At 44.8% G+C, this 25594-nt stretch carries 25 protein-coding genes; 19 read left to right on the top strand and 6 right to left on the bottom strand.

The genetic code is table 11. The annotated features are described in order from the left end of the window. Window positions 1-113: 113 nt before the first annotated feature. From HW45_RS22875 to HW45_RS22895, 5 genes are all read left to right on the top strand, one after another. On the top strand, window positions 114-3233 hold the full coding sequence (locus HW45_RS22875; RefSeq protein ID WP_038230023.1) for a DNA translocase FtsK 4TM domain-containing protein: 3120 nt from the start codon (window positions 114-116) through the stop codon (window positions 3231-3233). Window positions 3234-3262: 29 nt separating this feature from the next. Next, a complete protein-coding gene (gene lolA / locus HW45_RS22880) occupies window positions 3263-3880 on the top strand; it encodes an outer membrane lipoprotein chaperone LolA (protein ID WP_038230024.1) in 618 nt (205 codons plus the stop codon). A 68-nt stretch (window positions 3881-3948) separates the two neighbouring features. Continuing rightward, complete coding sequence (locus HW45_RS22885; RefSeq protein WP_327196427.1) at window positions 3949-5238, top strand: replication-associated recombination protein A; 1290 nt, start codon at window positions 3949-3951, stop codon at window positions 5236-5238. Window positions 5239-5341: 103 nt separating this feature from the next. Then, window positions 5342-6649: a serine--tRNA ligase gene (gene serS / locus HW45_RS22890; RefSeq protein WP_038230028.1), complete on the top strand. Its 1308-nt coding sequence runs from the start codon at window positions 5342-5344 to the stop codon at window positions 6647-6649. 215 nt (window positions 6650-6864) lie between these two features. Further along, window positions 6865-7131, top strand: a complete 267-nt coding sequence (locus HW45_RS22895) for a DksA/TraR family C4-type zinc finger protein (protein ID WP_038230029.1) — start codon at window positions 6865-6867, stop codon at window positions 7129-7131. Window positions 7132-7189: 58 nt separating this feature from the next. On the opposite strand, the gene bioA is transcribed toward HW45_RS22895, so the two are convergent. Next, window positions 7190-8482, bottom strand: a complete 1293-nt coding sequence (bioA, locus tag HW45_RS22900) for an adenosylmethionine--8-amino-7-oxononanoate transaminase (RefSeq protein ID WP_038230031.1) — start codon at window positions 8480-8482, stop codon at window positions 7190-7192. A 120-nt stretch (window positions 8483-8602) separates the two neighbouring features. Here bioA and bioB point away from each other — a divergent pair, with 120 nt between their 5' ends. The 4 genes from bioB to bioD are packed head-to-tail and all read left to right on the top strand — an operon-like array spanning window position 8603 to window position 12277. Further along, the gene (gene bioB, locus HW45_RS22905) at window positions 8603-9655 is read left to right on the top strand and encodes a biotin synthase BioB (RefSeq protein WP_006074067.1); all 1053 of its coding nucleotides are present in this window, start codon (window positions 8603-8605) and stop codon (window positions 9653-9655) included. Continuing rightward, complete coding sequence (locus HW45_RS22910; RefSeq protein ID WP_038230033.1) at window positions 9639-10793, top strand: 8-amino-7-oxononanoate synthase; 1155 nt, start codon at window positions 9639-9641, stop codon at window positions 10791-10793. The genes bioB and HW45_RS22910 overlap by 17 nt, the downstream gene beginning before the upstream one ends. Continuing rightward, window positions 10794-11597, top strand: a complete 804-nt coding sequence (gene bioC, locus HW45_RS22915) for a malonyl-ACP O-methyltransferase BioC (protein ID WP_038230035.1) — start codon at window positions 10794-10796, stop codon at window positions 11595-11597. It abuts the gene before it with no gap. After that, window positions 11594-12277: a dethiobiotin synthase gene (gene bioD, locus HW45_RS22920; RefSeq protein WP_038230037.1), complete on the top strand. Its 684-nt coding sequence runs from the start codon at window positions 11594-11596 to the stop codon at window positions 12275-12277. The genes bioC and bioD overlap by 4 nt, the downstream gene beginning before the upstream one ends. A 54-nt stretch (window positions 12278-12331) precedes the next feature. Here the strand turns inward: bioD and HW45_RS29780 are convergent, their stop codons facing one another. Next, window positions 12332-12499, bottom strand: coding sequence for a hypothetical protein (locus HW45_RS29780; protein ID WP_006074074.1), 168 nt, complete (start codon window positions 12497-12499; stop codon window positions 12332-12334). Window positions 12500-12887: 388 nt separating this feature from the next. On the opposite strand from HW45_RS29780, the gene htpX reads away from it, so the two are divergent. From htpX to HW45_RS22965, 9 genes are all read left to right on the top strand, one after another. Beyond that, entirely contained in the window at window positions 12888-13760 is an 873-nt protein-coding gene (gene htpX / locus HW45_RS22925; protein ID WP_038230039.1) for a protease HtpX, read from the top strand. Window positions 13761-13937: 177 nt separating this feature from the next. Beyond that, window positions 13938-14357, top strand: a complete 420-nt coding sequence (locus HW45_RS22930) for a nuclear transport factor 2 family protein (protein WP_038230041.1) — start codon at window positions 13938-13940, stop codon at window positions 14355-14357. Next, window positions 14357-15097: an SDR family NAD(P)-dependent oxidoreductase gene (locus HW45_RS22935; RefSeq protein ID WP_038230043.1), complete on the top strand. Its 741-nt coding sequence runs from the start codon at window positions 14357-14359 to the stop codon at window positions 15095-15097. Before HW45_RS22930 ends, HW45_RS22935 begins: the two co-directional genes overlap by 1 nt. 20 nt (window positions 15098-15117) lie before the next feature. Beyond that, a complete protein-coding gene (locus HW45_RS22940; RefSeq protein ID WP_038230044.1) occupies window positions 15118-16410 on the top strand; it encodes an NAD(P)/FAD-dependent oxidoreductase in 1293 nt (430 codons plus the stop codon). Next, a complete protein-coding gene (locus HW45_RS22945; protein WP_038230046.1) occupies window positions 16410-17207 on the top strand; it encodes a DUF1365 domain-containing protein in 798 nt (265 codons plus the stop codon). The genes HW45_RS22940 and HW45_RS22945 overlap by 1 nt, the downstream gene beginning before the upstream one ends. 12 nt (window positions 17208-17219) lie before the next feature. Further along, window positions 17220-18476: an SAM-dependent methyltransferase gene (locus HW45_RS22950; RefSeq protein ID WP_038230047.1), complete on the top strand. Its 1257-nt coding sequence runs from the start codon at window positions 17220-17222 to the stop codon at window positions 18474-18476. A gap of 35 nt (window positions 18477-18511) precedes the next feature. Continuing rightward, window positions 18512-19027, top strand: coding sequence for a DUF2878 domain-containing protein (locus HW45_RS22955; protein ID WP_038230049.1), 516 nt, complete (start codon window positions 18512-18514; stop codon window positions 19025-19027). Continuing rightward, window positions 19017-19574, top strand: a complete 558-nt coding sequence (locus HW45_RS22960) for a chalcone isomerase family protein (RefSeq protein WP_038230051.1) — start codon at window positions 19017-19019, stop codon at window positions 19572-19574. The genes HW45_RS22955 and HW45_RS22960 overlap by 11 nt, the downstream gene beginning before the upstream one ends. After that, window positions 19571-20095 (top strand): DUF3833 domain-containing protein, encoded by a 525-nt coding sequence (locus HW45_RS22965; protein ID WP_038230053.1) that lies wholly within the window; start codon window positions 19571-19573, stop codon window positions 20093-20095. Before HW45_RS22960 ends, HW45_RS22965 begins: the two co-directional genes overlap by 4 nt. Before the next feature lie 98 nt (window positions 20096-20193). Here HW45_RS22965 and purB read toward each other — a convergent pair whose 3' ends face one another. The 3 genes from purB to mnmA form a co-directional block, all read right to left on the bottom strand. Continuing rightward, window positions 20194-21564, bottom strand: a complete 1371-nt coding sequence (purB, locus tag HW45_RS22970; protein ID WP_038230054.1) for an adenylosuccinate lyase — start codon at window positions 21562-21564, stop codon at window positions 20194-20196. A 142-nt stretch (window positions 21565-21706) separates the two neighbouring features. Next, window positions 21707-22324 carry a high frequency lysogenization protein HflD gene (hflD, locus tag HW45_RS22975; protein WP_006074097.1) on the bottom strand — a complete coding sequence of 206 codons (618 nt, stop codon included), beginning with the start codon at window positions 22322-22324 and terminating at the stop codon, window positions 21707-21709. A 32-nt stretch (window positions 22325-22356) separates the two neighbouring features. Then, window positions 22357-23466: a tRNA 2-thiouridine(34) synthase MnmA gene (mnmA, locus tag HW45_RS22980; protein ID WP_038230055.1), complete on the bottom strand. Its 1110-nt coding sequence runs from the start codon at window positions 23464-23466 to the stop codon at window positions 22357-22359. Between the two features lie 241 nt (window positions 23467-23707). Between mnmA and HW45_RS22985 the strand changes: the two genes are divergently transcribed. Then, window positions 23708-25012, top strand: coding sequence for an inosine/guanosine kinase (locus tag HW45_RS22985; protein WP_038230056.1), 1305 nt, complete (start codon window positions 23708-23710; stop codon window positions 25010-25012). A 53-nt stretch (window positions 25013-25065) separates the two neighbouring features. Here the strand turns inward: HW45_RS22985 and HW45_RS22990 are convergent, their stop codons facing one another. After that, window positions 25066-25473 carry an H-NS family histone-like protein gene (locus tag HW45_RS22990; protein WP_038230058.1) on the bottom strand — a complete coding sequence of 136 codons (408 nt, stop codon included), beginning with the start codon at window positions 25471-25473 and terminating at the stop codon, window positions 25066-25068. Window positions 25474-25594 lie beyond the last annotated feature (121 nt).

Here is a 25594-nt window from a genome sequence, read left to right on the forward strand (position 1 = left end):
TCCATGCTTTATTCTCTACCTAGATTGGGTTTTAATCCTTGATGTGGTTAAATCAATGAATACACCGAGCGGCTTTTGCCGCTCGGGCTGTTTTCAATAATTAGATGTTGGTTATGTTCAAACAGGACAAAAAAAGAGTCGAAACGATTATCAAGACGAGCGAAGAGCAAGACGCGCTTCGCCTAAACGGATTTCAACGGCTGAGAGAGTGTTGCTTTATCTTGGCTGTGCTTACGTCCATCCTACTCGCTGTAGCGCTATTTACCTTTAACCCTGCTGATCCTTCATGGTCACAGACCTCATGGGGAGGAGACATTCAAAATGCTGGGGGTATTGTCGGAGCGTGGTTGGCGGACACCTTATTTTTTGTCTTTGGCTCTTTGGCATACCCAATACCATTCATTGTGGCTTTTAGTGCCTGGGTCTTTTTCCGCAATCGCGATGAAGACGATGAAATTGACTTGATGATCTGGGGAACGCGTATCCTCGGTCTGGTGATACTCATCTTAACCAGTTGCGGTCTTGCAGATATCAACTTCGATGATATCTGGTATTTTTCATCGGGCGGCGTAATTGGTGATGTTCTGACGAGCCTCTCTCTACCTACGCTTAACGTACTTGGCACAACCATTGTTCTATTATTTCTTTGGGGCGCTGGGTTTACGCTACTAACTGGTGTCTCATGGCTGAGTATTGTCGAATGGATTGGCGATTCTGTGCTGTCTATGTCTTCCAACGTTGTTAATAAAGCACGTGGTACCAAAGAAGAAGTGTATGAGCCTGTTTTATCGCAGCCTGAGCGAGAAGAGTCGGCTGAAGATATGCCACACTTCTCAGCAAAAGCGAATGAGTCTGAAACCGATAATGTAGATACGGTGCCGGTTGCGAAGAAACAATACAACATCCATGTACCAGAACCAGTTAACACTGTCGCGGCTCAACCCGCATCAAACAAAGAAGAAGAGTTCGACCCACTGTTCTCTTCGGATTGGCAACAGCTAGACACGGACACACAGCGTGTTGAGCCGACGATGACAATCCCTGAGTCTGAAGTTGAACCAGAGCCAGAATATCATCCAGCAGCACCGACTATTGAGCCGTTCACGCCTGTATTTGAGGCCCCAGTACAAGAGCAGCCATCGGTTCATTCTGAGACCAGCAACGAACCTCAGGTTGAACGAACTCGTCAATTGGGCGCTACCATCGAAGAACTCGAGATGGCGGCGCGCTCTAGTGATGACTTTGCTGCACAAGATAATGATGAGCCGGAATTGGATGCCTCTATACCACTAACCTCTACGGCCATTGGAGCAGCAGCGTTATCGTCTACCTCCGCTCAGGCTGAAACGGCGACTGAGAGTGTCAATATCGATACCATGCCATGGGAAGTGAGTGAGCCGACAACGCAAGCTGTATCGGTGGACACAAATCGTGTTGATGAGGCGACTAACGTTGCTCCATCAGAGCCGGTGCCTAAAGCAAGTAGCGAGTTGGGGAATTTTGAGGAACTTGAAGTTGAACCGTCTCGTACCCATGTAGAGCCTACATTCGATATTGATGCGCTCGAGCAAGAGGAAACGTCGCACGCTTCAGTGCCTCAAGAAAGTAATGAGCGTGAACCTGAAGTCGTTGACCCAGATTCCGCTGCGTTCCAGAACTTAGTCGCAGACGCTCAAAAAGCACAAGTGGCTAAGATGAATCCGTTCTTAGTACAGCAAGAGCAGAATCTTCCTAAGCCAGTAGAGCCAATGCCGACCTTGGAACTTCTTTACCATCCAGAGAAGCGTGAGAATTTCATCGACCGCGAGGCATTAGAAAACATCGCTCGTTTGGTTGAATCGAAATTGGCTGACTACAAGATAAAAGCCGAAGTGGTGGATATCTTCCCTGGTCCAGTGATCACCCGTTTTGAGCTTGATCTTGCTCCGGGCGTTAAAGTGAGTCGTATTTCAGGTCTGTCGATGGACTTAGCGCGTTCACTGTCAGCAATGGCAGTTCGTGTGGTGGAGGTTATCCCTGGTAAACCATATGTTGGACTAGAGCTGCCGAACATGTCTCGTCAAACTGTCTTCTTCTCTGACGTAGTGGGCAGTCAAGCGTTTATTGAAGCGAAATCTCCTACTACAGTCGTGCTTGGTCAAGATATCGCAGGTGATGCCGTCGTTGCAGACTTGTCGAAGATGCCTCACGTACTGGTGGCAGGTACAACCGGTTCGGGTAAGTCGGTCGGTGTGAACGTTATGATTCTGAGTATGCTATATAAAGCGACACCAGAAGACGTTCGCTTTATTATGATCGACCCGAAAATGCTTGAGCTATCGGTCTATGAGGGTATCCCTCATCTATTATCTGAAGTTGTGACGGATATGAAAGACGCCTCCAATGCACTACGTTGGTGTGTAGGAGAAATGGAGCGTCGCTACAAGTTAATGTCGGCATTAGGCGTGCGTAACATTAAAGGCTTTAACGACAAACTCAAGATGGCTGCTGAAGCCGGGCATCCAATTCATGATCCACTGTGGCAAGCTGGGGACAGTATGGATCCTGAGCCGCCATTACTCGAGAAACTGCCTTACATCGTCGTTATCGTCGATGAATTTGCTGACTTGATGATGGTAGTTGGCAAGAAGGTTGAAGAATTGATTGCTCGTTTGGCGCAAAAAGCACGTGCGGCAGGTGTACACCTTATTCTTGCGACGCAGCGACCTTCTGTTGATGTTATCACTGGTCTTATTAAGGCGAACATCCCAACACGTGTGGCCTTTACTGTATCGACAAAAACAGACTCACGAACCATTCTCGATCAAGGCGGCGCGGAATCGCTATTAGGTATGGGTGACATGTTGTATTTGCCGCCTGGTTCAAGTCATACCACGCGTGTTCACGGCGCATTTGCATCAGATGATGATGTGCATGCGGTGGTGAATAACTGGAAAGCTCGTGGTAAACCTAACTACATTGAAGAGATTACCAGCGGTGAACAATCACCAGAAACTCTACTTCCAGGTGAAAAAATGGAAGGTGATGAAGAGATGGATCCGTTGTTCGACCAAGTAGTCGAGCATGTTGTTCAGTCTCGTCGAGGCTCGGTATCAGGCGTACAAAGACGATTTAAGATTGGCTACAACCGTGCCGCTCGCATCGTAGAGCAACTTGAGGCGCAAGGTATTGTTAGTGCGCCAGGCCATAATGGTAATCGCGAGGTACTCGCACCGCCGCCACCTAAAGATTAATGATGATTGATAAGCTCTGAGGAGACTACATGAAGAAATGGTTAACGCTCGCCGCTTTGAGCTTTTCCACGCTAGGTTTTTCTGCTCTAGCAACTGCGACGCCTCAGCAGGAGTTAAGCGACAGACTACAGTTAAACGACGGATTTAGTGCTAGCTTCACTCAAAAAGTCACTAGCCCTGAAGGTGAGGTCGTGATGGAAGGCGAGGGCAATGTTGAAATATCACGTCCTAGCATGTTCCGCTGGGTGACAACCATGCCTGACGAAAATGTCTTGGTATCAGATGGCAACAACTTGTGGTACTACAGCCCATTTATAGAGCAAGTCAGTATTTACAATCAGGAGCAAGCGACCGAGCAAACCCCGTTTGTATTATTGACTCGTAATCGCGCCAGTGACTGGGAAAATTACAACGTCAATCAAAAGGGCGATGTATTTACTCTGATTCCTACTGCTGTTGATTCAACACAAGGGCAGTTCCAGATTAATATTGATAGTAAAGGTATTGTGCATGGCTTTAATGTTATTGAGCAAGATGGTCAGAAAGGGACCTTTGCGTTTGACAACATTAAGGTAGGCAAACCTTCAGCCGATCGATTTACCTTTGTGATTCCTAATGGCGTCGAAGTGGACGACCAAAGGAACTAGGAGATTGCGTGAGTAATTTCAGTTTTGACTTTTCAGGGGACGAAGATTTTCGTCCCCTTGCTGCTAGAATGCGCCCAGAAAATGTTGAGCAATATATTGGTCAGCAGCACATTCTGGGTGTGGGAAAACCGCTTCGACGTGCGCTTGAAGCGGGTCAATTGCACTCAATGATTCTCTGGGGCCCACCAGGTACAGGTAAAACGACGCTTGCTGAAGTGGCTGCAAATTATGCGGATGCAGAGGTAGAAAGAGTCTCGGCAGTGACGTCAGGTGTTAAAGATATCCGTGCGGCTATCGAAAGAGCTCGTGAGAACAAGCTGGCTGGTAAACGAACGATTCTGTTTGTGGACGAGGTCCATCGTTTTAATAAAAGCCAGCAAGATGCGTTTCTACCTCATATTGAAGATGGCACAGTAACCTTTATTGGCGCGACTACCGAAAACCCGTCATTTGAGCTTAACAATGCACTATTGTCTCGAGCTCGAGTCTACAAGCTGACGTCTTTGGACAAAGCCGATATTTTACTGGTATTGGAACAAGCAAGAGATGATGAAAAGCGAGGCTTGGGAACTATCACGGCAAATTTCCATGACAACGTTCTGGAGCGTTTAGCGGAGCTGGTCAATGGCGATGCGCGTATGTCGCTGAACTACCTAGAGTTGCTCTACGATATGGCCGAAGATAATGCACAGGGTGAGAAGGACATTACATTAGCTCTATTAGCGGAAGTCGCAGGCGAGAAAGTCAATCGCTTCGATAATAAAGGCGATATCTGGTACGACTTGATTTCTGCGGTACATAAGTCCATTAGGGGGTCAAACCCAGATGCGGCGCTATATTGGTCTGCACGCATGATAGCGGCAGGTTGTGATCCTCTCTATATCGCACGCCGCCTGTTAGCCATCGCGTCAGAGGATGTAGGCAACGCTGATCCTAGAGCGATGCAAGTTGCACTTTCTGCATGGGACTGTTTCACTCGTGTCGGACCCGCAGAGGGTGAAAGGGCCATCGCTCAAGCGATTGTCTATTTGGCATGCGCTCCAAAAAGTAACGCTGTGTATACCGCGTGGAAACAGGCTTTAACTGACGCCCATAACCTACCAGAATATGAAGTCCCGCATCATCTTAGAAATGCACCGACTTCACTGATGAAAGATATGGGGTATGGAGCAGAGTATCGTTACGCTCACGACGAGCCGGGTGCGTATGCGGCTGGTGAACGATATCTTCCGCCCGAAATGGAGGGAACTCGCTATTATCAGCCAACAAATCGTGGTCTCGAAACCAAAATTGGCGAAAAGTTAGATTATCTGGCGGATTTAGACGCAAAAAGCCCACAAAAGCGCTATGAAAAGTAGTGGCTTTTAGTTATCTTTATCCGGTTAACAAATCAATATCTACAACTGGTTGGAAAGTAATCAGTTGTAGAGGTATTCACAACTAAAAAGCATAGGATTGGCAATGCTGGATTCTAAATTACTTCGTACAGAGCTGGATGAAACAGCTGAAAAATTAGCACGTCGCGGCTTCAAGCTAGACGTAGAGACTATCCGTAAACTTGAAGAACAACGTAAGTCCATTCAAGTAGAAGTTGAGAATTTACAATCCACGCGTAACTCCATTTCCAAGCAGATCGGCCAGAAAATGGCTGTAGGCGACAAAGAAGGCGCTGAAGAGATCAAAAAGCAGATCGGTACACTAGGTAGCGATCTTGAAGCGAAGAAAGAAGAGCTCACTGCGGTAATGGCTCAACTTGAAGACATCACACTGTCTGTTCCTAACTTGCCAGCGGACGACGTTCCTCAAGGTAAAGATGAAAACGACAACGTAGAAATCTCACGTTGGGGTGAGCCTAAGTCTTACGACTTTGAAGTTAAGGATCACGTTGATCTTGGTGAGATGGGTGATGGTCTAGACTTTGCTAGCGCAACGAAGATTACTGGTGCACGCTTTATCGTTATGAAAGGCCAATTCGCTCGCCTTCACCGTGCAATCGCTCAGTTTATGCTGGATCTTCACACGGAAGAACACGGCTATACAGAAATGTATGTTCCTTATCTAGTGAATGCGGACAGCCTGTTTGGTACTGGTCAGTTGCCTAAGTTTGGTAAAGATCTTTTCCACACTGAGCCACTAACTGAAAAAGCGAGCGATGAAGAGCCACGTAAACTGTCTCTTATCCCGACAGCAGAAGTGCCAGTGACGAACTTAGTTCGTGACACTATTTCTGAAGAGGCGGACTTGCCACTTAAGATGACGGCGCACACGCCTTGTTTCCGCTCTGAAGCGGGTTCTTATGGTCGTGACACTCGTGGTCTTATTCGTATGCACCAGTTCGATAAAGTTGAATTGGTACAAATCACGAAGCCAGAAGATTCAATGAACGCGCTTGAAGAGCTAACAGGTCATGCTGAGAAAGTACTTCAGTTGCTAGAACTTCCATACCGTAAAGTGGTACTTTGTACTGGTGATATGGGCTTTGGTGCTCGTAAAACTTACGATCTTGAAGTTTGGGTTCCTGCGCAAGAGACGTATCGTGAGATCTCTTCTTGCTCAAACATGTGGGACTTCCAAGCTCGTCGCATGCAAGCTCGCTTCCGCCGTAAAGGTGAAAAGAAGCCTGAGCTGGTGCACACTCTAAACGGTTCTGGCCTAGCGGTTGGCCGTACTATGGTTGCTATTCTAGAGAACAACCAAGAAGCAGATGGTCGTATCGCGATTCCAGCCGTACTTCAAAAGTACATGAGTGGCGCAACACATATCGGTTAATGATAACCTACTAATTATTAAGCCCAGCATTGCTGGGCTTTTTTATATCTAGAAGTCAACTTTCCCCTTGTGTAGGTATGCGACGTCTTATTTAACTATTACAACAATGTAATAGTCTTTCCTAATTTCGACTGATTATTAACTCAAGCCCAATAGTTATAATGTCCGCCTTACCACGGTAAGTATTCATTTCTCGACCTAACTGAGGAGGGCATATGGCCGTAGGGTGGGCAAATGACGATAGTGTCAGCCAACAAATTCAAAATACCATTGACGATGAGATTTCACGGGTAAGAAGCGCGGCGACTCGCGGAGAAAGTGCGCTTTATTGTGATGAGTGTGGGGAGTTGATTCCTGAAGCGAGACGCATAGCGATAAAGGGTGTGAGATTTTGTATTCAATGTCAGCAATCGCTAGAGCACTTAACTCAACGTCAGGGCTTGTTTAATCGTCGGGCGAGTAAAGATAGCCAACTACGTTAATTATCATCGATATACAAAGCGGTTTGAAACCAAGCGTCAAACCGCTTTTCAGTACACGTTATCCTGCGCTTGATTCAACGAAGCAAGCTTCATTTTCCAACGCTAAATCAATCGCTTTAACTAAGGCGTCAATATGTTCCGGCTGGCTTATGTAAGGTGGCATCATATAGATCAACTTGCCGAAAGGTCGAATCCAAACCCCTTGTTCGACGAAATGCTTCTGAATCACTTCCATATTTACGGGGTGTTTGGTTTCAACCACACCAATTGCGCCAAGCCAACGCACGTTCTCAACTTGTTGGTGGCGAGTTAAGGAAGGGAGCAGCTCAGCAAACAGTGCTTCGATACTGCTGACTTGTTGCTGCCAGTGGTTCTCGGCAATGAGTTCTAAGCTGGCTGAAGCAACAGCGCAAGCTAAAGGGTTCCCCATAAAAGTAGGCCCGTGCATAAAACAGCCAGCTTCCCCGCCACATACAGTATCAGCCACATGCTTCGACGTGAGTGTAGCGGACAAAGTCATATAGCCGCCAGTTAATGCTTTGCCAACGCACATAATGTCTGGCTGGACATTGGCGTGCTCGCAAGCAAACAGCTTTCCTGTTCTTCCAAAGCCCGTAGCGATTTCATCCAAAATCAGCAAAATACCGTATTGGTCGCAAAGCTCACGCACTCGGGAAAGAAATTTGGGGTGGTAAATTCGCATCCCACCAGCGCCTTGAACAATAGGTTCAAGGATTACTGCGGCGATCTCGCGGTGGTGTAGGTCAATCTTTGCTTTAAAGTCGGCAATATCGGCCTCATCCCACTCTTCGTCAAAACTGATCGTTGGCGATTTCGCAAAAATATGCTCCGGAAGAAACCCTTTATACAAACTGTGCATCGAGTTGTTGGGATCAGTTACCGACATAGCCGCAAAGGTGTCACCATGATAACCGTGACTTAATGTCAGGAACTTAGGTCGGCTCTCTCCCTTTGCATGCCAATATTGCAGAGCCATCTTTAGACTTACTTCAACAGAGACCGAACCAGAGTCAGCTAAGAAAATGTGTTCCAGATTATCAGGTGCCAGTGCTAACAGCCTTTTGCTGACGTCGATTGCCGGTTGGTGAGTAATGCCACCAAACATGACGTGAGCCATCTTTTCACTTTGTTGAGTCAAGGCTTGGTTTAGTTTTGGGTGGTTATACCCATGTATCGCAGACCACCAAGAAGACATGCCATCTACGAGTTCAAGACCATTTTCTAGTTTAAGAAGTACGTCATTAGCAGAGATGACGGGATAACAAGTTAATGGGTTAAGGGTAGAAGTGTAAGGGTGCCAGATATGCTGTTTATCAAACTCTAAATCCATGAAATAAGCTCTGATTAAAAATTAACCAAGTGTAAACTTGTTGATGTGGTCGGTGTTGACAGTGTACCGCTTGTCAGTACACTAGCCAAGACTAATTATAAGTGAGCAAAGGATAAACCAGTGGAAGTACGACACGATTGGACCCATGCCGAAGTGCAAGCGTTGATGAACAAACCCTTTATGGATCTGCTGTTTGAGGCGCAGTTGGTGCACAGGCAGTTTCAACAAACAAATCACGTCCAAGTTAGCACTTTGCTGTCGATTAAAACCGGTGCGTGCCCAGAGGACTGTAAATACTGCCCCCAAAGTGCACGTTATAAAACAGACGTAGAATCTGAACGCTTGATGGAAGTGGAGCGTGTGCTAGATGCTGCTAAAAAAGCGAAAAATGCAGGCTCAACGCGATTCTGTATGGGGGCTGCATGGAAAAACCCCAAAGAGCGCGATATGCCTTTGCTAACTGATATGATTAAAGGCGTGAAAGATATGGGTTTAGAAACCTGTATGACCTTAGGCATGCTAACGCCAGATCAAGCAAGTCACTTAGCTGAGGCTGGACTTGACTACTATAACCACAACCTTGATACCTCACCTGAATTTTACGGCAACATCATTACCACAAGAACTTACCAAGACCGCTTAGACACTCTTAGCCATGTTCGTGATGCTGGTATGAAGATTTGCTCAGGTGGCATTATTGGCATGGGTGAGAGTGCTAATGACCGCGCCGGTCTGCTGATGGAGTTAGCCAACTTACCAGTGCAACCAGAAAGCGTGCCTATCAATATGTTGGTCAAAGTAAAAGGCACGCCGTTAGAAGAAGTGGATGATGTAGAACCGTTCGACTTCATCCGTCTAATTGCGATTGCCCGTATTATGATGCCAAAGTCAGCAGTGCGCTTGTCTGCTGGGCGAGAAAACATGAATGAGCAAATGCAGGCCCTGTGTTTCATGGCCGGAGCAAACTCAGTGTTCTATGGTTGTAAGTTGCTGACGACCCCTAATCCAGATGAAGATACCGATCTTCAATTGTTTAAGAAGTTGGGTATTAATCGCGAAGAGACATCGCAAAAGCCAGATGAAATCCAAGAAAGCGAGTTACTAGATAGAGTAGTAGAGCGTGTTGCTGCACGTCCAACAAAAGACGATTTGTTCTATGACGCGAGTGTTTAACCAGCGCATCTCGGATGCTCTAATGGAAAGGGAGCGGAGCAACTTGCTTCGCTCTGTCCAAACATTGGAGTCAGGGAATCAATCTGTTTTTCATAAAGACGGTCAGTCATTCCTTAGCTTCTCTTCCAATGACTACTTAGGTCTAGCGTCAAGTTCTGAGCTAAAAGACAGCTATCAGCAAGCCATCTCAGAGCTTGGAGTGGGTAGTGGAGCCTCTCCTTTAGTGACGGGTTATTCCGCACAGCATGAGTCATTGAAATCTGCGCTTACTGAATGGTTGGGTTTTGATACTGCACTGTTTTTTTCGTCAGGTTATGCTGCCAATCAAGCGCTGCTGCTCACGCTATTAACTAAGGGGGATTTGTTACTTCAAGATAGACTCAATCATGCCTCACTGATGGAAGCGGGTATGCTTTGTGGCGCAGATATGAAGCGCTTTCGTCATAACGATCTTGCCCATCTGGAGTCATTGGCTAGAGCCGAGCGTTCAACACTCGCGGTCACCGAAAGTGTGTTTAGTATGGATGGCGATCTATCCGATATCGAAGCGTTTGTCGGAATTTGCCAAACGCGCGGTATGTTGTCGATGGTCGACGATGCTCATGGCATTGGGGTAATTGGCGACAATGGATTGGGAGCCTGTGGGATCAGTGAACTCAAGCCAGAGATATTAGTCGTGACGTTTGGCAAAGCGTTTGGTCTTAATGGTGCTGCAATACTTTGCTCAGAAGAAATGGGCCAATATCTAACCCAATTTGCTCGTCACTACATTTATTCAACGGCATTTTCAGCAGCTCATGCCCGTGCTCTGTTAAAGGCTCTGTCAATGATTCAAACGCAACATTGGCGCAGAGAGAAATGGATGGAATTGTCTACCATGTTTGAGGAGCTGTTAAGCGATTGCCCAGAATATGTTTCCACCTCTACGCCAATTAAGCCTTGGGTTGTCGGTGACTCAGCTCGCGCTTTAGCGCTTTGTTCTTCTTTAAAAGAAAAAGGTGTGTGGACCACGGCTATTCGTCCTCCAACGGTACCCAGAGAAAGTGCAAGGCTGCGTATTACTCTCTCTGCGTCGCATCAGCATCAAGATGTGCTAATGCTTGCCACCTATTTGACACGTTTTTCGGAGGCAGGATAAATGACCGAAGTGTTAGCTCATTTGCATGCTCCATTACCAAATAAAGATGCAATTTCCGCCGCGTTTGGACGTGCTGCAGAGCATTATGACCAGCATGCTGAACTGCAACGAAAAGTAGCGGACCGTTTGTTGGACAAACTGCCCAATGACTTATCTGGATGCCGAGTACTCGATCTTGGTTGTGGAACGGGATACTGCGCACAGGAGTTACTGCTTAGAGGCGCTGACGTAGTTTGCGCTGATCTCTCTGCTGAGATGTTAGCAGAGGCTCAACGTCGTTGTGGTATCGAAAATGTGACTTATCAATTGGCAGACGCTGAGCAGCTACCTTTTACGTCAGCTGAATTTGACTATGTAGTCTCCAGCTTGGCATTACAGTGGTGTGCGGATTTGTCGATACCACTGCGAGAGATGAAACGCGTGACCAAAACTGGAGGCGCTGTATTCTTCTCATCTCTTGTCGATGGCTCTCTTAAAGAACTCAAGAGGTCATGGGGTAAAATTGATGCATATCAACATGTAAACGACTTTACGACGTTGAATCAGGTAAAAATTGCGTTAGCGCAATCTGGATGTCGTGACCATCAACTAGACTTGCCGGAAATGGTTATGTGGTATCGCACCGCACTTGGTTTGATGAAGGACTTGAAAGGCATAGGAGCCAATCACGTAGAAGGTCGCTCTAAAGGGTTTACTGGTAAACAGGCTCTAAAGGCACTTGAAATGGAATATCAAAAATACGCAAACCAAGATGGGTTGCTACCTGCTAGTTATCAAATTTGTTTGGGGTCAGTTGCATTATGATGAAAGCACTATTTATTGCCGGTACGGATACTGAAGTTGGGAAAACCGTTGTATCAAAAGCGATATTAAGTGCTGTAGGTGCACAAGGAAAATCAACGATAGGGTATAAGCCTGTCGCAGCAGGATGCGAAATTACAGAACACGGTCTGAGAAATTCAGACGCGTTACATCTTCAAGCGGCTGCGAATCAAGATATCGACTACGACTTAGTCAATCCTTATGCGCTTTCGTTACCTGCGTCGCCGCATATTGCTGCGATAGCCGATGATGAAGTAATTAATTACGACAAGCTCTCTACAACCTTACACCAACATAAAGAAAACAGTGACTTTGTGTTAGTTGAAGGCGCTGGTGGTTGGCGTGTACCCGTTTCGAAAGACGATTGTCTATCGACTTGGGTTCAACAAGAAAAGTTGCCAGTTGTCTTGGTCGTGGGTATTAAATTGGGCTGTTTGAGCCACGCTATGCTTACTGCTGAGGCGATTAAAGCGGATGGTCTTGAATTAGTCGGATGGGTAGCTAACCGCGTAAACCCAGGCGTTGAGCATTACGCTGAAATTATAGAGATGCTAGAAAATAAAATTGATGCGCCCAAGTTAGGCGAGGTGCCTTATGTTCCTGGCTGTAAGAAGCGAGACTTAGGCAAATACATCAAGTTAGATGTACTCGAAAGTATATAAATGCAAAGGGCTGTCATTATGACAGCCCTTTTTAATTGGATAACGTGTAGGAAGTTACTTATCTTCCGATAGGCCCATAAGTGCAGACTGAGTCTCCATAAGATGAATGTCTAGCTCAGTAGTGTCTTGAATACCTAATTGCTCACGAGCTTCGTCTTCGCTGATACCGAGGTGGCAGCAAAGCAAATCAATTGCCATCTGAAAGTTGTTGTTCTCTACCATGGTATTTTCCTTTTCGACATGGAGTGTTCAATCTCATTGGACTTTAACTCGCACACTTATCACTCACAATACGACCAAAGTCTAAGACCTTTTCATCAATCACAATGAAATCTTAGCTCAACATTTAATATGCACACGATTGCATTTTTCAATGTTTAATGTGCTTTTCTGTTATTTCATGGGCTTATAGTTTATGAAGTAATCAAGATATTAACTGTTTGTTTCAATTTAAAGCTTAACCTTGATTTTTAAATCTAAGACTATATGTATATAGTGAAATCGAAAAATGCCACACGGATCTCAAACTTGGGCCGTAAAACTTTGACTAAAACTATAAGCAAAATGGCATTTTCGTCATAATCAAGCTTCTTAATTTGGAGAAATGTGAATGAAGCGAGTATTACTCTTCCTAGCAACTAACCTTGCTGTGGTTCTAGTGTTAAGTGTTGTCCTTAACATTGTCTATGCAGTTACTGGCATGCAACCAGGCAGTTTGTCTGGTTTATTAGTCATGGCGGCAGTATTTGGATTTGGCGGTTCATTCATCTCTTTGATGATGTCAAAGAAAATGGCGCTACGTTCAGTTGGTGGAATGGTGATCGAAAGCCCTCGTAATGAAACAGAGCATTGGTTACTAGAAACAGTCAGTCGACAATCTCAGCAGGCGGGCATCGGTATGCCAACCGTTGCGATTTATGATTCTCCAGATATAAACGCATTTGCGACGGGTGCAAAGAGAGATGACTCGTTGGTGGCTGTGTCTAGCGGCCTATTACATAATATGACTCGAGACGAAGCAGAAGCGGTACTTGCCCATGAAGTTAGCCATATCGCGAACGGCGACATGGTTACTATGACGTTAATGCAAGGCGTCGTGAATACGTTCGTAATCTTCCTGTCTCGCTTTATCGCCAATATTGTTGCGTCAAACAATAACAGCGATGAAGGCGAAGGCGGCACTAACATGATGGTGTACTTCGGTGTTTCTATGGTGCTTGAACTGGTGTTTGGCTTCCTAGCGAGCTTTATCACTATGTGGTATAGCCGCCATCGTGAGTTCCATGCGGATGCGGGTGCGGCAAGTCTTGTTGGCAAGCAGAAGATGATTGCAGCATTAGAAAGATTGAAAATGAGCCAAGAGTCTCATCTTGAAGGTTCAATGATGGCATTTGGTATCAACGGTAAGCGATCGATGACCGAACTTCTAATGAGCCACCCGCCTTTAGAAAAGCGTATTGATGCGTTACGAAATCAGCAGTAATAATTCTTAGAACTTGTTAAAAAGCTTGGAAAAATTTCCAAGCTTTTTTTTTGATCCTTTCAAACCTCCCCACCGTAACACTTATACAAAAAGTTGTACTTTCCAAATCTTGTATAACTTTCAGACTGTACTAGCTTGTACTTTAGAGACTTTTGAAAAAACGAATTAAGGGTTGTTATGAATATAGAAATGGTTAGCGAGGTGTATCAGAAGCTAAACAAGAACAACCTACATCTTCTTGAACAGATTTATCACAAGGATGTGGTGTTTGAGGACTCAGCTCATCGCTTAGAGGGGTGGGATCAGCTTTCCGCTTACTTTGACTCTTTGTATACCAACGTCATCAAATGTGATTTTGACATTCGCCATCATCAACAGGTGGAAGACTCAGGTTTTCTTACTTGGACCATGCAACTACAGCACCCCAAGCTTAATGGTGGGGAAGCCGTAAACGTAAATGGAGTTAGTCATATCCGGTTTAGTGGCGATCGAGTCATCTATCATCGAGATTACTTCGACCTAGGGGAAATGCTGTACGAAAACATACCGTTGCTCGGTTTTGTGATTAAGAACATCAAACAGAGGTTGGGTAAGTAATGGCGCACTCGCATCAATCCGTATTCATTACCGGCGCGTCATCGGGCATTGGATGGCAGCTGGCTAATGATTACGCTGAACAAGGTTATCTCGTTTACGCCTGTGGACGCTCAAAGGAGAAACTTCAGTCGTTGCAAGCGGGTAGGGAGAACATTGTCCCACTGTCGTTTGACGTAACAGATAGGGAGGCGGTAGCGCAAGCATTTAGCAAGATGGAACAACATCCAACGCTGTGGATAGTCAATGCTGGTGATTGCGAATACATCGATGAAGGGCTGATCGACGCAGCGTTGATAGAGCGAGTGATGGCAGTCAATGTGATGGGGACGGTCAATGTATTGGAACAAATGCAGACAAGATTGAAATCGGGGCATCATGTTGTGGTCGTCAGTTCAATAGCGGGTGAGTTGGCTCTGCCTCGCGCTGAAGCTTACGGTGCCTCGAAAGCCGCTATTACCTATTTGGTGCGCACTCTTCAGCTAGATTGGAAAAACAAAGGGGTTGCCATCAGCTGTGTTTTCCCTGGATTTGTGAAAACCCCACTTACTGATAAAAACGATTTTGATATGCCGATGATGGTATCGGTAGAAGAAGCTTCAAATGCGATTCAAACGGGAATAGACAAACGGTCTGCTTACATCTATTTCCCCAAGCGCTTCACATGGATTCTTCGCCTCGTCGGTATCATGCCTTATGGCTTACAAACTAAATTAGTAACACGCCTACTAAATCAATCGTGATAGGTATAGGACATTCTTCTATGAAAATAGCAATTATCGGTACAGGAATTTCAGGCTTAACGTGTGGTTACTATTTACACAAGCATCACGATGTAACTCTGTTTGAGGCCAATGATTATATTGGTGGTCATACTGCCACAGTGGATGTTGAGGTACAGGGAAAGTCCTATGCCATCGATACTGGATTTATCGTTTATAACGATAGAACTTATCCCAATTTCATGAGCATGATGGAAGAGGTTGGAGTAAAGGGCGTTCCTACACAAATGAGTTTTAGTGTAAAGAACGCGGCCACGGGCTTAGAGTACAACGGTCACACGCTATCAACTTTGTTCGCCCAAAAACGCAATCTACTCAATCCAACCTTTTACCGCTTTATCTTTGAAATTTTGAGATTTAATAAGCTTGCTAAATCGTCTGCGGAGTCAGACACATCCCTGCTAGCAACTCAAACGCTAGGTGACTTTTTAAGTCACCATCGTTTCTCTGATTATTTCACTCAAAACTACATTCTACCAATGGGCGCAGCAATTTGGTCTTCGACTCTGGCCGATATGCGAGCATTCCCGCTTGGTTTCTTTCTGCGCTTTTTCCTCAATCATGGTTTGCTTGATGTGGTTAATAGACCGCAGTGGTATGTGATTGAAGGTGGGTCACGCAGTTATATCGGTCCGCTGACGCAGGGCTTTGCAGATCAAATTCGGCTGAACTCTCCTGTCACCTCGGTATCTCGCGATTCCGCTGGCGTAACAGTAACGTCTAATGGCAACTCAGAGCGTTTTGACAGAGTGATTTTTGCTTGTCATAGCGACCAAGCATTAGCGATGCTTGCTGAGCCGACACAATCCGAATTATCGATTCTTGGTGCCATGGAGTATCAATCAAATGAAGTAGTGTTACATTGCGATGAAAGTCTACTTCCAATGAGAAAGTCTGCATGGGCGTCGTGGAACTATGCGTTAGATGGCTCGGAAGATGAACAATCTCGATTGCCGACATTGACCTATGACATGAATATACTTCAGCATATTGAATCTGATACGACATTTTGCGTGTCGCTCAATTCATCTAACGTGATTGACCGCTCTAAAATACTCAGGACCTTCAACTATAGCCACCCGGTGTTCTCGACCCAAAGTATCGAGGCACAGCAACATAGAGAAAAACTGTGGGGTCAAAATAACACGTGGTTCTGCGGAGCCTACTGGTATAACGGATTTCATGAAGATGGAGTGAGGAGTGCGTTAGATATTGTTGAAGGTATTTTAGCCAGTGATGACGATGATTCCGGCTTCGTAAGAGGAGCTGCGTGATGGTTTCCAACAGCCAACTTATGGTTGGGCACGTAGCGCATCGCCGTTATACGCCTACCAAGCACCATTTAGATTATCCATTATTTATGCCTGCTATCGATTTAGATGAGCTCGATTCCTTGCAGCAAAAAGTTTGGGGTTTTGGGGAACATTGGTGGCATTGGGCTCGATTTCGTCGAGAAGACTACCTAGGTGAAGGCGATTTGAAGTTGGCGGTGCAGGATAAAGTTGAAGCGCTCACTGGTAAAAGAATCGAGGGTAGAGTGGTTGCGGTTTGCCATCTGAGGTACCTAGGTCTGTATTTCAGTCCGGTCAACTTCTATTACCTTTATGATGAAGAGGGTAACTGGCGTTATCTGTTGGCAGAAGTAAGTAACACCCCTTGGAATGAAAGACATTATTACGTTATAGAGGCTGACAAAGGCGTAGACCATCAAAACTGGCGACATGACAAGGCCTTCCACGTCTCGCCGTTTAATCCTCTGGATCAGCAGTATCAGTGGCGTCTAAAGCCGCTCGGGCAGCGCCTGTTTGTATACTTAGCGTGTCACAAGTCAGAAAAAGTATTTGATGCCACCTTATCAATGAAAGGGCGTGCGTTTACCTCGAAGAATTTAATCGGACAACTGGTTACAACCCCAATTATGACGGTGAAAGTCGTGGTTGGGATTTATTGGCATGCCTTAAAGCTATGGCTTAAAGGAACACCTATCTATGACCATTCTAAACCCAAGAAGGCTTCGGCTCATCCAGCACCTTCTGACGAATTTTCGCAGCATACGAACTCAAAGAATTAGGGAGAATTCAACATGTTAAATACGACCTCAATAGAGGCGCCTAGAGCCCTAACTGGTTTACAAAAAACCGCGAAAAGTATTGCATTCAAATGTTTATACAAACTAGAGATTGGTTGTTTAACCATCATAGAGAGCTTTCAAGAAGAAGGAAGCGTCGGCAAACATGTTGGTGAACGCTTTGGTAAACCCAAAGATGGGGAACCGACAGCGATTATCGAAGTGAAACACCCTGAGTTTTACCGTCGACTAATCCAAGGAGGCAGTATTGCTGCGGGTGAAGCGTACATGGATGATTGGTGGGATAGCCCTGATTTGTCCGCGTTAATGGAGTTGATGGCAGTCAACCTCGCCGCTCTTGATTCTATTGAAGATCAATCAAGTCTACTCACGAAAGTGATGTATAAACTTGGACACTGGGTGAACCGTAATACGGTTACTAAATCAAAAGAGAATATTCAGGCTCATTATGATTTGGGTAACAGTCTTTATGAGACATTTCTCGATGAGAGAATGCTCTACTCTTCGGGCATTTATGTAAGTCCGACAGACACGCTAGAGCAAGCCCAACTCAATAAAATGGAGCGGCTTTGTCAACAATTGCAATTGGTACCGGAAGATCACGTAATAGAAATAGGCACAGGGTGGGGCGGTATGGCGATTTATATGGCCAAAAACTATGGATGTCACGTCACCACAACCACTATCTCTGATGAGCAGTTTGATTATGCAAAACAGCAGGTCGAAAAAGCAGGACTCGAAGATAAGATTACTCTGTTGAAGCAAGACTATCGCTTACTCGAGGGAGAATTCGATAAGCTTGTTTCGATCGAAATGATCGAAGCAGTTGGTAAGCAATACTTAGTTTCCTATCTGCAGAAGTGCCAGTCTTTACTGAGACCTCAAGGTTTGATGGCGATTCAGGCTATTACTATTGCTGACCAGCGATACGATTACTATGCCGATAATGTCGATTTTATTCAGAAGTACATTTTCCCAGGGGGCTTCTTGCCTTCCATCACAGCCCTCACCACTAATAGTACCAAGCACACGGATCTCATCGTGAGAGATCTGTTTGATATTGGTTTGGATTACGCAAAGACATTGGTGGATTGGCGTCTAAGGTTTGAAGCATCATTAGAGAGAGTCAGAACCTTGGGTTACGACGAGCGATTTATTCGTATGTGGCGCTACTATTTTTGTTATTGCGAAGGTGGGTTTAGGGCAAAAAGTATCAGTACCGTTCATATTACATTCCAGCGTGGTCGTTAATAAAACGTTTGAGGCTAAATAGGGGAGGTCACAATATGTCGCCAGGGTGGAAACTTCTCATTATCAGTAGTTGGTTTCAGGTGATCTGGTTACTGTCAGTCATTGGTCAAACAAGGTTTCAGTGGCTAGCGCTGATATTGAGTATTGTCACCATTTTGGTTTCGTATCGAATGTTAAACCTTCGGTTGATGCAACTGTTGATGTTGGTTGTCGCTGGCTTAGTAATTGATAGTCTGAACATGTTCGCTAGTCTACTTGTGTTCGACACTCACGTTTTGCCAGTATGGCTTATGGCGCTTTGGTTAATTTTCTCTTGGTATGCGTTTTATTTGAAAACTTTTTTGACGTCTTACCCAATTCTCCTCGTATCAATAATTGGCGGATTCGGTGGTGCGATTAGTTACTTAGCGGGTTTTAAGCTTGGAGCTGTAACCACGCAGTACTCGATGCTGGTCACTCTCGGAATCCTTTTTATTGAATGGGTCTTAATCGTTTACTTAATCGTGCGATATCCAAGACCAAACGAGAGAAGTTGGACTCATGAAACATAAGATGATTTTGGCGGCAGTGCTGAGCTTGTTACTGAGTTCTCACAACGCAGTCGCCTCAAAGGATTCCCCAGTCAGTTATCAAGCGTGGGGCCAGTGGCAAGTCGTAGGGGAGGCGCAACTCAGTTGGTTGTTTTTTGACGTTTATCGTTCCCAATTGCTCGCACCCCAAGGCGTTTACGAAGTGTCAGAGGACATTTCTCCTCATCCCATAGCATTAAGAATTCAGTATCAAAGAGACATCAGTAGACAACAACTTTTAGATGCGACGCTAGACCAATGGCGAAAAATGGGTGTTGATAAAGCGACAAGAAATCAATGGATTGCCAAGTTATACGATATTTTTCCAAGTGTCTCAGATGGACAGCAGCTCATTTATGTCAGTGATGGAAAATCGGGTAAATTCTATTATCTTACGAATCAGAAGCCGCTCCAACTGGTTGGCTCCATTGATGATGAGTCGTTAAACGACGCCTTCCTTGGTATTTGGCTAGCTCCAAATAGCCAGTATCCGAAACTCAGAGCCCAACTTATAGGGATGAATAGATGACGTTATTTCGTTGGCTTATACTGCCTCTCGTACTCATTTTAGGTGCGTGCAGTGCAGACCTGTCTGATTATAAAAACAGTGAACCCAGATTTGACTTGTTCGGGTACTTTGAAGGAGAGACAAAAGCTTGGGGAATGGTTCAAGACTACACCAACAAACAGAACCGACGCTTTGACGTCACTATTATCGGCACAGTGCAGGACAACAAGCTTGTCCTCGTTGAAGACTTTGTTTTTGATGACGGAGAAATAGACCAAAGGATTTGGACCATTGAGAAGCTCCAAGATGGCTCTTATCGTGGGGTAGCTGACGACATCATTGGCGCGGCAACCGGTAAGGAAGAAGGCAACGCTTTGCAATGGCAGTACGACTTCGAACTCAAGGTTGATGGCTCAACCTACACTGTGGCTTTCGATGATTGGTTGTATCGACAAGATGATAAACACGTATTTAACCTAACGAGTATCCGCAAGTTTGGTATCGAGGTAGGAAAGATCACACTGTTTTTTCAAAAACAGTAGGATTTGATAGAGTTGGTCCAGAACATTTATCGTTGATGATATCCACAAAAAAGGCTGCAATATAAGCAGCCTTTTTGAGTTTATGTACTGATTAATGATTACAGCTTATCGGTGAGCTCGATTGCTTGACCGATGTAGTTAGCTGGCGTCATTAACTTCAAGCGTGCTTTCTCTTCTTCTGGCAATTCCAGGCCATCGATGAAGCTGCGCATTGCTTCGCCATCTACACGTTTACCACGAGTTAACTCTTTAAGTTTCTCGTAAGGCTTTTCGATACCGTAACGACGCATAACGGTTTGTACTGGCTCTGCAAGTACTTCCCAGTTTTTGTCTAGCTCAGCAAGAAGTGCTTCACGGTTAACTTCAAGTTTGCTGATGCCTTTTAATGTCGACGTATAAGCGATAATCGCGTAACCACAACCAACACCTAGGTTACGAAGTACCGTTGAGTCAGTAAGGTCACGTTGCCAGCGAGAAACTGGTAGTTTCTGTGCTAGGTGAGCGAACACTGCATTGGCTAGGCCTAGGTTACCTTCCGAGTTTTCAAAGTCGATCGGGTTAACTTTGTGAGGCATAGTTGAAGAGCCGATTTCACCAGCAACAGTTTTTTGCTTGAAGTGACCAAGAGCGATGTAACCCCATACGTCACGGTCGAAGTCAATTAGGATAGTATTGAAACGAGCGATAGCGTCAAACAACTCTGCAATGTAATCGTGTGGTTCAATCTGAGTCGTGTAAGGGTTCCAAGTCACACCTAGAGATTCAGTAATGAACTCTTCACTAAATTTGTGCCAATCCAACTCAGGATAAGCAGATAGGTGTGCGTTGTAGTTACCCACTGCACCATTGATCTTACCTAAGATTTCTACCGCTTCGATTTGCTTGTATTGACGTTCCATACGGTATGCAACGTTAGCCATCTCTTTACCCATAGTAGTAGGTGAGGCTGGTTGGCCGTGCGTGCGTGAAAGCAAAGGAATGTCACGGTACTCTTCAGCTAGTTTGCCGATCGCATCGATGATGTTGCGGATTTCAGGAAGAACCACAGTATCACGCGCTTCTTTAAGCATAAGAGCATGAGACGTGTTGTTGATATCTTCAGAAGTACATGCAAAGTGGATGAACTCATTTACTGCGTGCAGTTCAGGAACGTCAGCGACTTTCTCTTTTAGGAAGTACTCAACCGCTTTTACATCGTGGTTAGTAGTGCGCTCGATCTCTTTAATACGCGCCGCATCTTCTTCGCTAAAGTTAGCGGCTAGCTCGTCAAGAAACTGGTTAGCTTCGGCACTGAATGCTGGAACTTCTTTGATTGCATCCGTTGCTGCTAGTTTTTGCAACCAACGAATTTCAACGATAGAGCGGTACTTTAGTAGGCCAAACTCACTAAAGATGCTGCGAAGTGCAGTTGTCTTACTACCGTAACGGCCGTCTACTGGTGAAACAGCAGTCAATGCTGACAGTTCCATGATGTTCTCCTGAATTGGGTTTCTAAATTTCGTGAGCTTTATACCAATAACTGCGGCATTTGTCACGAATATTGCGCAAACGTTTGCGCTAAATTTATTTTGGTAGGAAAAAATAACTCGCGACAAGGTCGCGAGTCGATGATTACATTCTAGCGAGTAGAATCTGAGCTTGTTCGATCATTTTCTTACGACCGAACACGAGGTGACGTCGTTTGCCACCTACCTGTCGCCAAAGCACTGCGCTGCGGATACCTGACAACAGAAGCGCGCGCACCTTTTGTTGGGTGCCAGTTTGTTGAAGTACTGCCGGTGTGCCTGTGACTTGAATTCTAGGGCCAATCGGACTAATGACATCTAAATACACGCTAGCTAAATTACTGATCATCTGTTCGTCAAGAAGCTCATAGTGTTCAAGTTGACGACTGACCATTTGTAATCGGTCACCAAGTTGAGACATGGCATCATTACGCCCATTTAGCTTACGCTCTAGTGCCATTAAGCTGATGATGTAACGAGTAATCTCACTTCCGCTTGGTGTGCTATCAATACCTTTTACCAAACACTCGAGTCCAACTTTAAGGTCGGATTCAACACCAAATACATCTAAAGTACTGGATGGGTTCATATTGGTAATGGCTTTGATAGAAGTTTCGAACGCGTCTGAATCACAGTAACCGTCTTTAGCAACTCGTTGAACAAGGGCAACGGCTTGGCAAATTCCTGCAAATGCTATTGTACGGTCATAAAGTGTATTAGCCACGTAGCTCTCCTAAGATAATAAACGAATAAATGTTAGATACGCTCTTCGATGATGCCGCCGCCCAAGCAAACATTGTCGCTATAGAAGACAGCAGACTGTCCCGGAGTGACAGCTACTTGTGGTTCATCAAAGATCACCTTAATGTTGTCATCGTCAATTGGGATAATCGTACAAGGGATATCTTGTTGACGGTAGCGCGTTTTCACTGTGCATTGCATTGGTTCTTTAATCGCTTCACGACTCACCCAATGAAGTTGAGATGCACGCAGTCCGTTTGATTTAAGTAACGGATGATCAGCACCTTGAACCGCAATCAATACATTACGCTCAAGATCTTTTTCAGCAACATACCATGGATCTTCGTTACCGCCGCCACCTTTTTGGCCCCCAATATGTAACCCTTTACGTTGACCCAATGTGTGGTACATCAGACCTTGGTGTTCACCAATGACTTTACCTTCCGGTGTTTCAATTTTACCCGGTTGTGCTGGCAAATAGCGAGACAAGAAGTCTGTAAATTTGCGCTCACCAATAAAACAAATACCTGTCGAGTCCTTTTTCTTCGCGGTAATTAAGCCTTGTTCTTCAGCAATGCGACGTACTTCTGGTTTCTCTAACTCGCCTACAGGGAACAAGCTACGAGCTACCTGGTCATGGCTTAATGTATAGAGGAAATAACTCTGGTCTTTGTTGCTGTCCAAACCACGAAGCATTTGTGGTTTTTCACCGTTTTCAGGGAAGGTACGGCTAACGTAGTGACCCATTGCGATATAGTCTGCGTCGAGAACTTCGTCTGCAAATTCTAAAAATGCTTTGAATTTGATTTCTTTGTTACAAAGAATATCTGGGTTTGGCGTACGACCTGCTTTGTATTCTGCCAAGAAATATTCGAATACATTATCCCAGTATTCCGCAGCAAAGTTGATCGTATGTAGGTGGATACCTAACTTATCACAGACCGCTTGTGCGTCGGCTAAGTCTTCCGCTGCAGTACAATATTCCTCGTTATCATCTTCTTCCCAGTTCTTCATGAACAGGCCTTCTACTTGGTAGCCTTGCTGTTTCAGAAGGTAGGCAGAAACAGAGGAGTCTACACCGCCGGACATACCGACAATCACTTTCTTTTGGCTGTTATCAGACATGTTAAAATACCACCTATATCAATTGGACGCAGATTCTAGCAGAAACCGAAGGCGCAATACAGATCCGCGAACTAAATCACACTTTCTAAGAGCATGAATGTGTGTACAAATAGAGTGAAAAACAAGGCCAGTGATAAAAAAAATTGTAGCGTAAACGTTTGCTAAGGTTGCCTATGTTGCCGAGGTAAACTATACAGAGTTAGAATTGTCGCCCTTACATTCCTGTTACGAAGATATCCTTATGAAATTCCCCGGCCAAAGAAAATCGAAGCATTACTTTCCGGTTCACGCTCGTGACCCATTAGTCAGCCAATCTCAAACTAGTAAAAAAATGTCGAGAACCCATATTATCGGTATTGACCAAACACTAGTTGATATAGAAGCGCGAGTGGATAGTAGTGTTATTGAGAAATTTGGGCTGAGCAAAGGGCACTCTCTGGTTATTGATGACCAAGCAGCTGAAAATCTGTATAACGAACTGAAACAGCAAGAGCTAATTACCAATGAATTTGCTGGGGGCACAATAGGGAATACATTACATAACTTTTCCGTGTTGGCAGATGACAAATCGGTATTGTTAGGTGTAATGAGTGCTGATATCCGAATCGGTAGTTATGGCTATCGATATCTATGTAATACTTCTAGCCGTATGGACTTAAACTATTTACAAGGCGTCGATGGTGCAATTGGACGTTGTTTTACGTTAATTACTGAAGACGGCGAGCGAACTTTTGCAATTAGCGAAGGTCAAATGAACCAACTTCGTGCTGAGAGTATTCCTGAGAAAATTTTTAAGAAAGCCTCGGCGTTGGTATTAACAGCCTATTTAGTTCGTTGCAAAGATGGTGACCCAATGCCGGAAGCAACCATGCAGGCAATAGAATATGCGAAGAAATACGACGTACCTGTGGTATTAACGTTGGGAACTCGCTTCGTTATTCAAGATGATCCGGAATATTGGCAAGACTTTTTGAAACAGCATGTTTCGGTTGTTGCTATGAATGAGGATGAAGCTGAAGCATTAACAGGTGAAAAAGATCCATTGGCTGCTGCGGATAAAGCACTTGATTGGGTTGATCTTGTTTTATGTACTGCTGGACCAATCGGTTTATTTATGGCTGGTTATACAGAGGATGCTGCCAAAAGAGAAACTTCGTTACCATTATTACCAGGGTGTATTGCTGAATTTAACCGATATGAATTTAGCCGACCTGCTATAAAGTCTGCATGTGAAAATCCTACAAAAGTTTATTCACATATTGCTCCTTATATGGGTGGGCCAGAAAAAATCAAGAATACCAATGGTGCGGGCGACGCAGCTTTATCTGCATTACTGCATGATATGGCAGCGAATAAATACCATAAAGAAAATGTGCCAAACTCAAGTAAGCACCAACACCCATACCTTACTTACTCTTCTTTCTCACAAGTATGTAAATACTCAAATCGAGCAAGCTATGAAGTGCTGGTTCAACATTCTCCACGTCTTTCTCGTGGTCTGCCAGAGAAAGAAGATAGCCTTGAAGAGGCATATTGGGAACGATAATAAAAAAGCGCCGAAAGGCGCTTTTTTTATAAATCTAATATTACTTAAAGATATTAGATTTCGAATTCTTCTAGAGATTTACCTGCATCTAGAGCAGTTTGGATTGCAGAAGGCGTACGACCTTGACCAGTCCAAGTCTTTTCAGCGCCACTAGCGTCTACATATTTGTATTTTGCTGGACGAGGAGCACGTTTACTCTTTGCTTTACCTTTAGATTCACCAGATAGTGCAGCGATAAGATCTTCAACGTCAATACCGTCTTGAGCAATCATTTGAGCGTACTCGCTTAATTTAGCTTCGCGTGCTTCTTTCGCTGCTCTTTCTTCTGCTTCCGCTTCTTGTCTTTCACCAACAACAGTAGTTAGCTTTTCTAGTGCTTCTTCTAGTTGTTCTATAGTTAGCTCACGAGCAAATGCACGTAGGCTACGAATATTTAGTAGAGTTTTGGTTAATTCAGACATGACAGTTCCCATGAGATTATTATTTGGTTCGGATTAATAATAAACAGCAAATATTGAATTGACAATATTTTCTTAGTGGATAAGAGAAGAAATATAATAATTCTTACAAAAACCTGATAAT

This window comes from Vibrio sp. ER1A, assembly GCF_000733315.1.
GTDB lineage: Bacteria > Pseudomonadota > Gammaproteobacteria > Enterobacterales > Vibrionaceae > Vibrio > Vibrio mediterranei.

What these genes read in the sequence shown, in the direction of transcription:
- HW45_RS22875 (WP_038230023.1), top strand. Translation starts at nt 114, where the DNA reads ATGTTCAAACAGGACAAAAAAAGAGTCGAAACGATTATCAAGACGAGC.
- lolA (WP_038230024.1), top strand. Translation starts at nt 3,263, where the DNA reads ATGAAGAAATGGTTAACGCTCGCCGCTTTGAGCTTTTCCACGCTAGGT.
- HW45_RS22885 (WP_327196427.1), top strand. Translation starts at nt 3,949, where the DNA reads ATGCGCCCAGAAAATGTTGAGCAATATATTGGTCAGCAGCACATTCTG.
- serS (WP_038230028.1), top strand. Translation starts at nt 5,342, where the DNA reads ATGCTGGATTCTAAATTACTTCGTACAGAGCTGGATGAAACAGCTGAA.
- HW45_RS22895 (WP_038230029.1), top strand. Translation starts at nt 6,865, where the DNA reads ATGGCCGTAGGGTGGGCAAATGACGATAGTGTCAGCCAACAAATTCAA.
- bioA (WP_038230031.1), bottom strand. Translation starts at nt 8,482, where the DNA reads ATGGATTTAGAGTTTGATAAACAGCATATCTGGCACCCTTACACTTCT.
- HW45_RS22910 (WP_038230033.1), top strand. Translation starts at nt 9,639, where the DNA reads ATGACGCGAGTGTTTAACCAGCGCATCTCGGATGCTCTAATGGAAAGG.
- bioC (WP_038230035.1), top strand. Translation starts at nt 10,794, where the DNA reads ATGACCGAAGTGTTAGCTCATTTGCATGCTCCATTACCAAATAAAGAT.
- bioD (WP_038230037.1), top strand. Translation starts at nt 11,594, where the DNA reads ATGATGAAAGCACTATTTATTGCCGGTACGGATACTGAAGTTGGGAAA.
- HW45_RS29780 (WP_006074074.1), bottom strand. Translation starts at nt 12,499, where the DNA reads ATGGTAGAGAACAACAACTTTCAGATGGCAATTGATTTGCTTTGCTGC.
- htpX (WP_038230039.1), top strand. Translation starts at nt 12,888, where the DNA reads ATGAAGCGAGTATTACTCTTCCTAGCAACTAACCTTGCTGTGGTTCTA.
- HW45_RS22930 (WP_038230041.1), top strand. Translation starts at nt 13,938, where the DNA reads ATGAATATAGAAATGGTTAGCGAGGTGTATCAGAAGCTAAACAAGAAC.
- HW45_RS22935 (WP_038230043.1), top strand. Translation starts at nt 14,357, where the DNA reads ATGGCGCACTCGCATCAATCCGTATTCATTACCGGCGCGTCATCGGGC.
- HW45_RS22940 (WP_038230044.1), top strand. Translation starts at nt 15,118, where the DNA reads ATGAAAATAGCAATTATCGGTACAGGAATTTCAGGCTTAACGTGTGGT.
- HW45_RS22945 (WP_038230046.1), top strand. Translation starts at nt 16,410, where the DNA reads ATGGTTTCCAACAGCCAACTTATGGTTGGGCACGTAGCGCATCGCCGT.
- HW45_RS22950 (WP_038230047.1), top strand. Translation starts at nt 17,220, where the DNA reads ATGTTAAATACGACCTCAATAGAGGCGCCTAGAGCCCTAACTGGTTTA.
- HW45_RS22955 (WP_038230049.1), top strand. Translation starts at nt 18,512, where the DNA reads ATGTCGCCAGGGTGGAAACTTCTCATTATCAGTAGTTGGTTTCAGGTG.
- HW45_RS22960 (WP_038230051.1), top strand. Translation starts at nt 19,017, where the DNA reads ATGAAACATAAGATGATTTTGGCGGCAGTGCTGAGCTTGTTACTGAGT.
- HW45_RS22965 (WP_038230053.1), top strand. Translation starts at nt 19,571, where the DNA reads ATGACGTTATTTCGTTGGCTTATACTGCCTCTCGTACTCATTTTAGGT.
- purB (WP_038230054.1), bottom strand. Translation starts at nt 21,564, where the DNA reads ATGGAACTGTCAGCATTGACTGCTGTTTCACCAGTAGACGGCCGTTAC.
- mnmA (WP_038230055.1), bottom strand. Translation starts at nt 23,466, where the DNA reads ATGTCTGATAACAGCCAAAAGAAAGTGATTGTCGGTATGTCCGGCGGT.
- HW45_RS22985 (WP_038230056.1), top strand. Translation starts at nt 23,708, where the DNA reads ATGAAATTCCCCGGCCAAAGAAAATCGAAGCATTACTTTCCGGTTCAC.
- HW45_RS22990 (WP_038230058.1), bottom strand. Translation starts at nt 25,473, where the DNA reads ATGTCTGAATTAACCAAAACTCTACTAAATATTCGTAGCCTACGTGCA.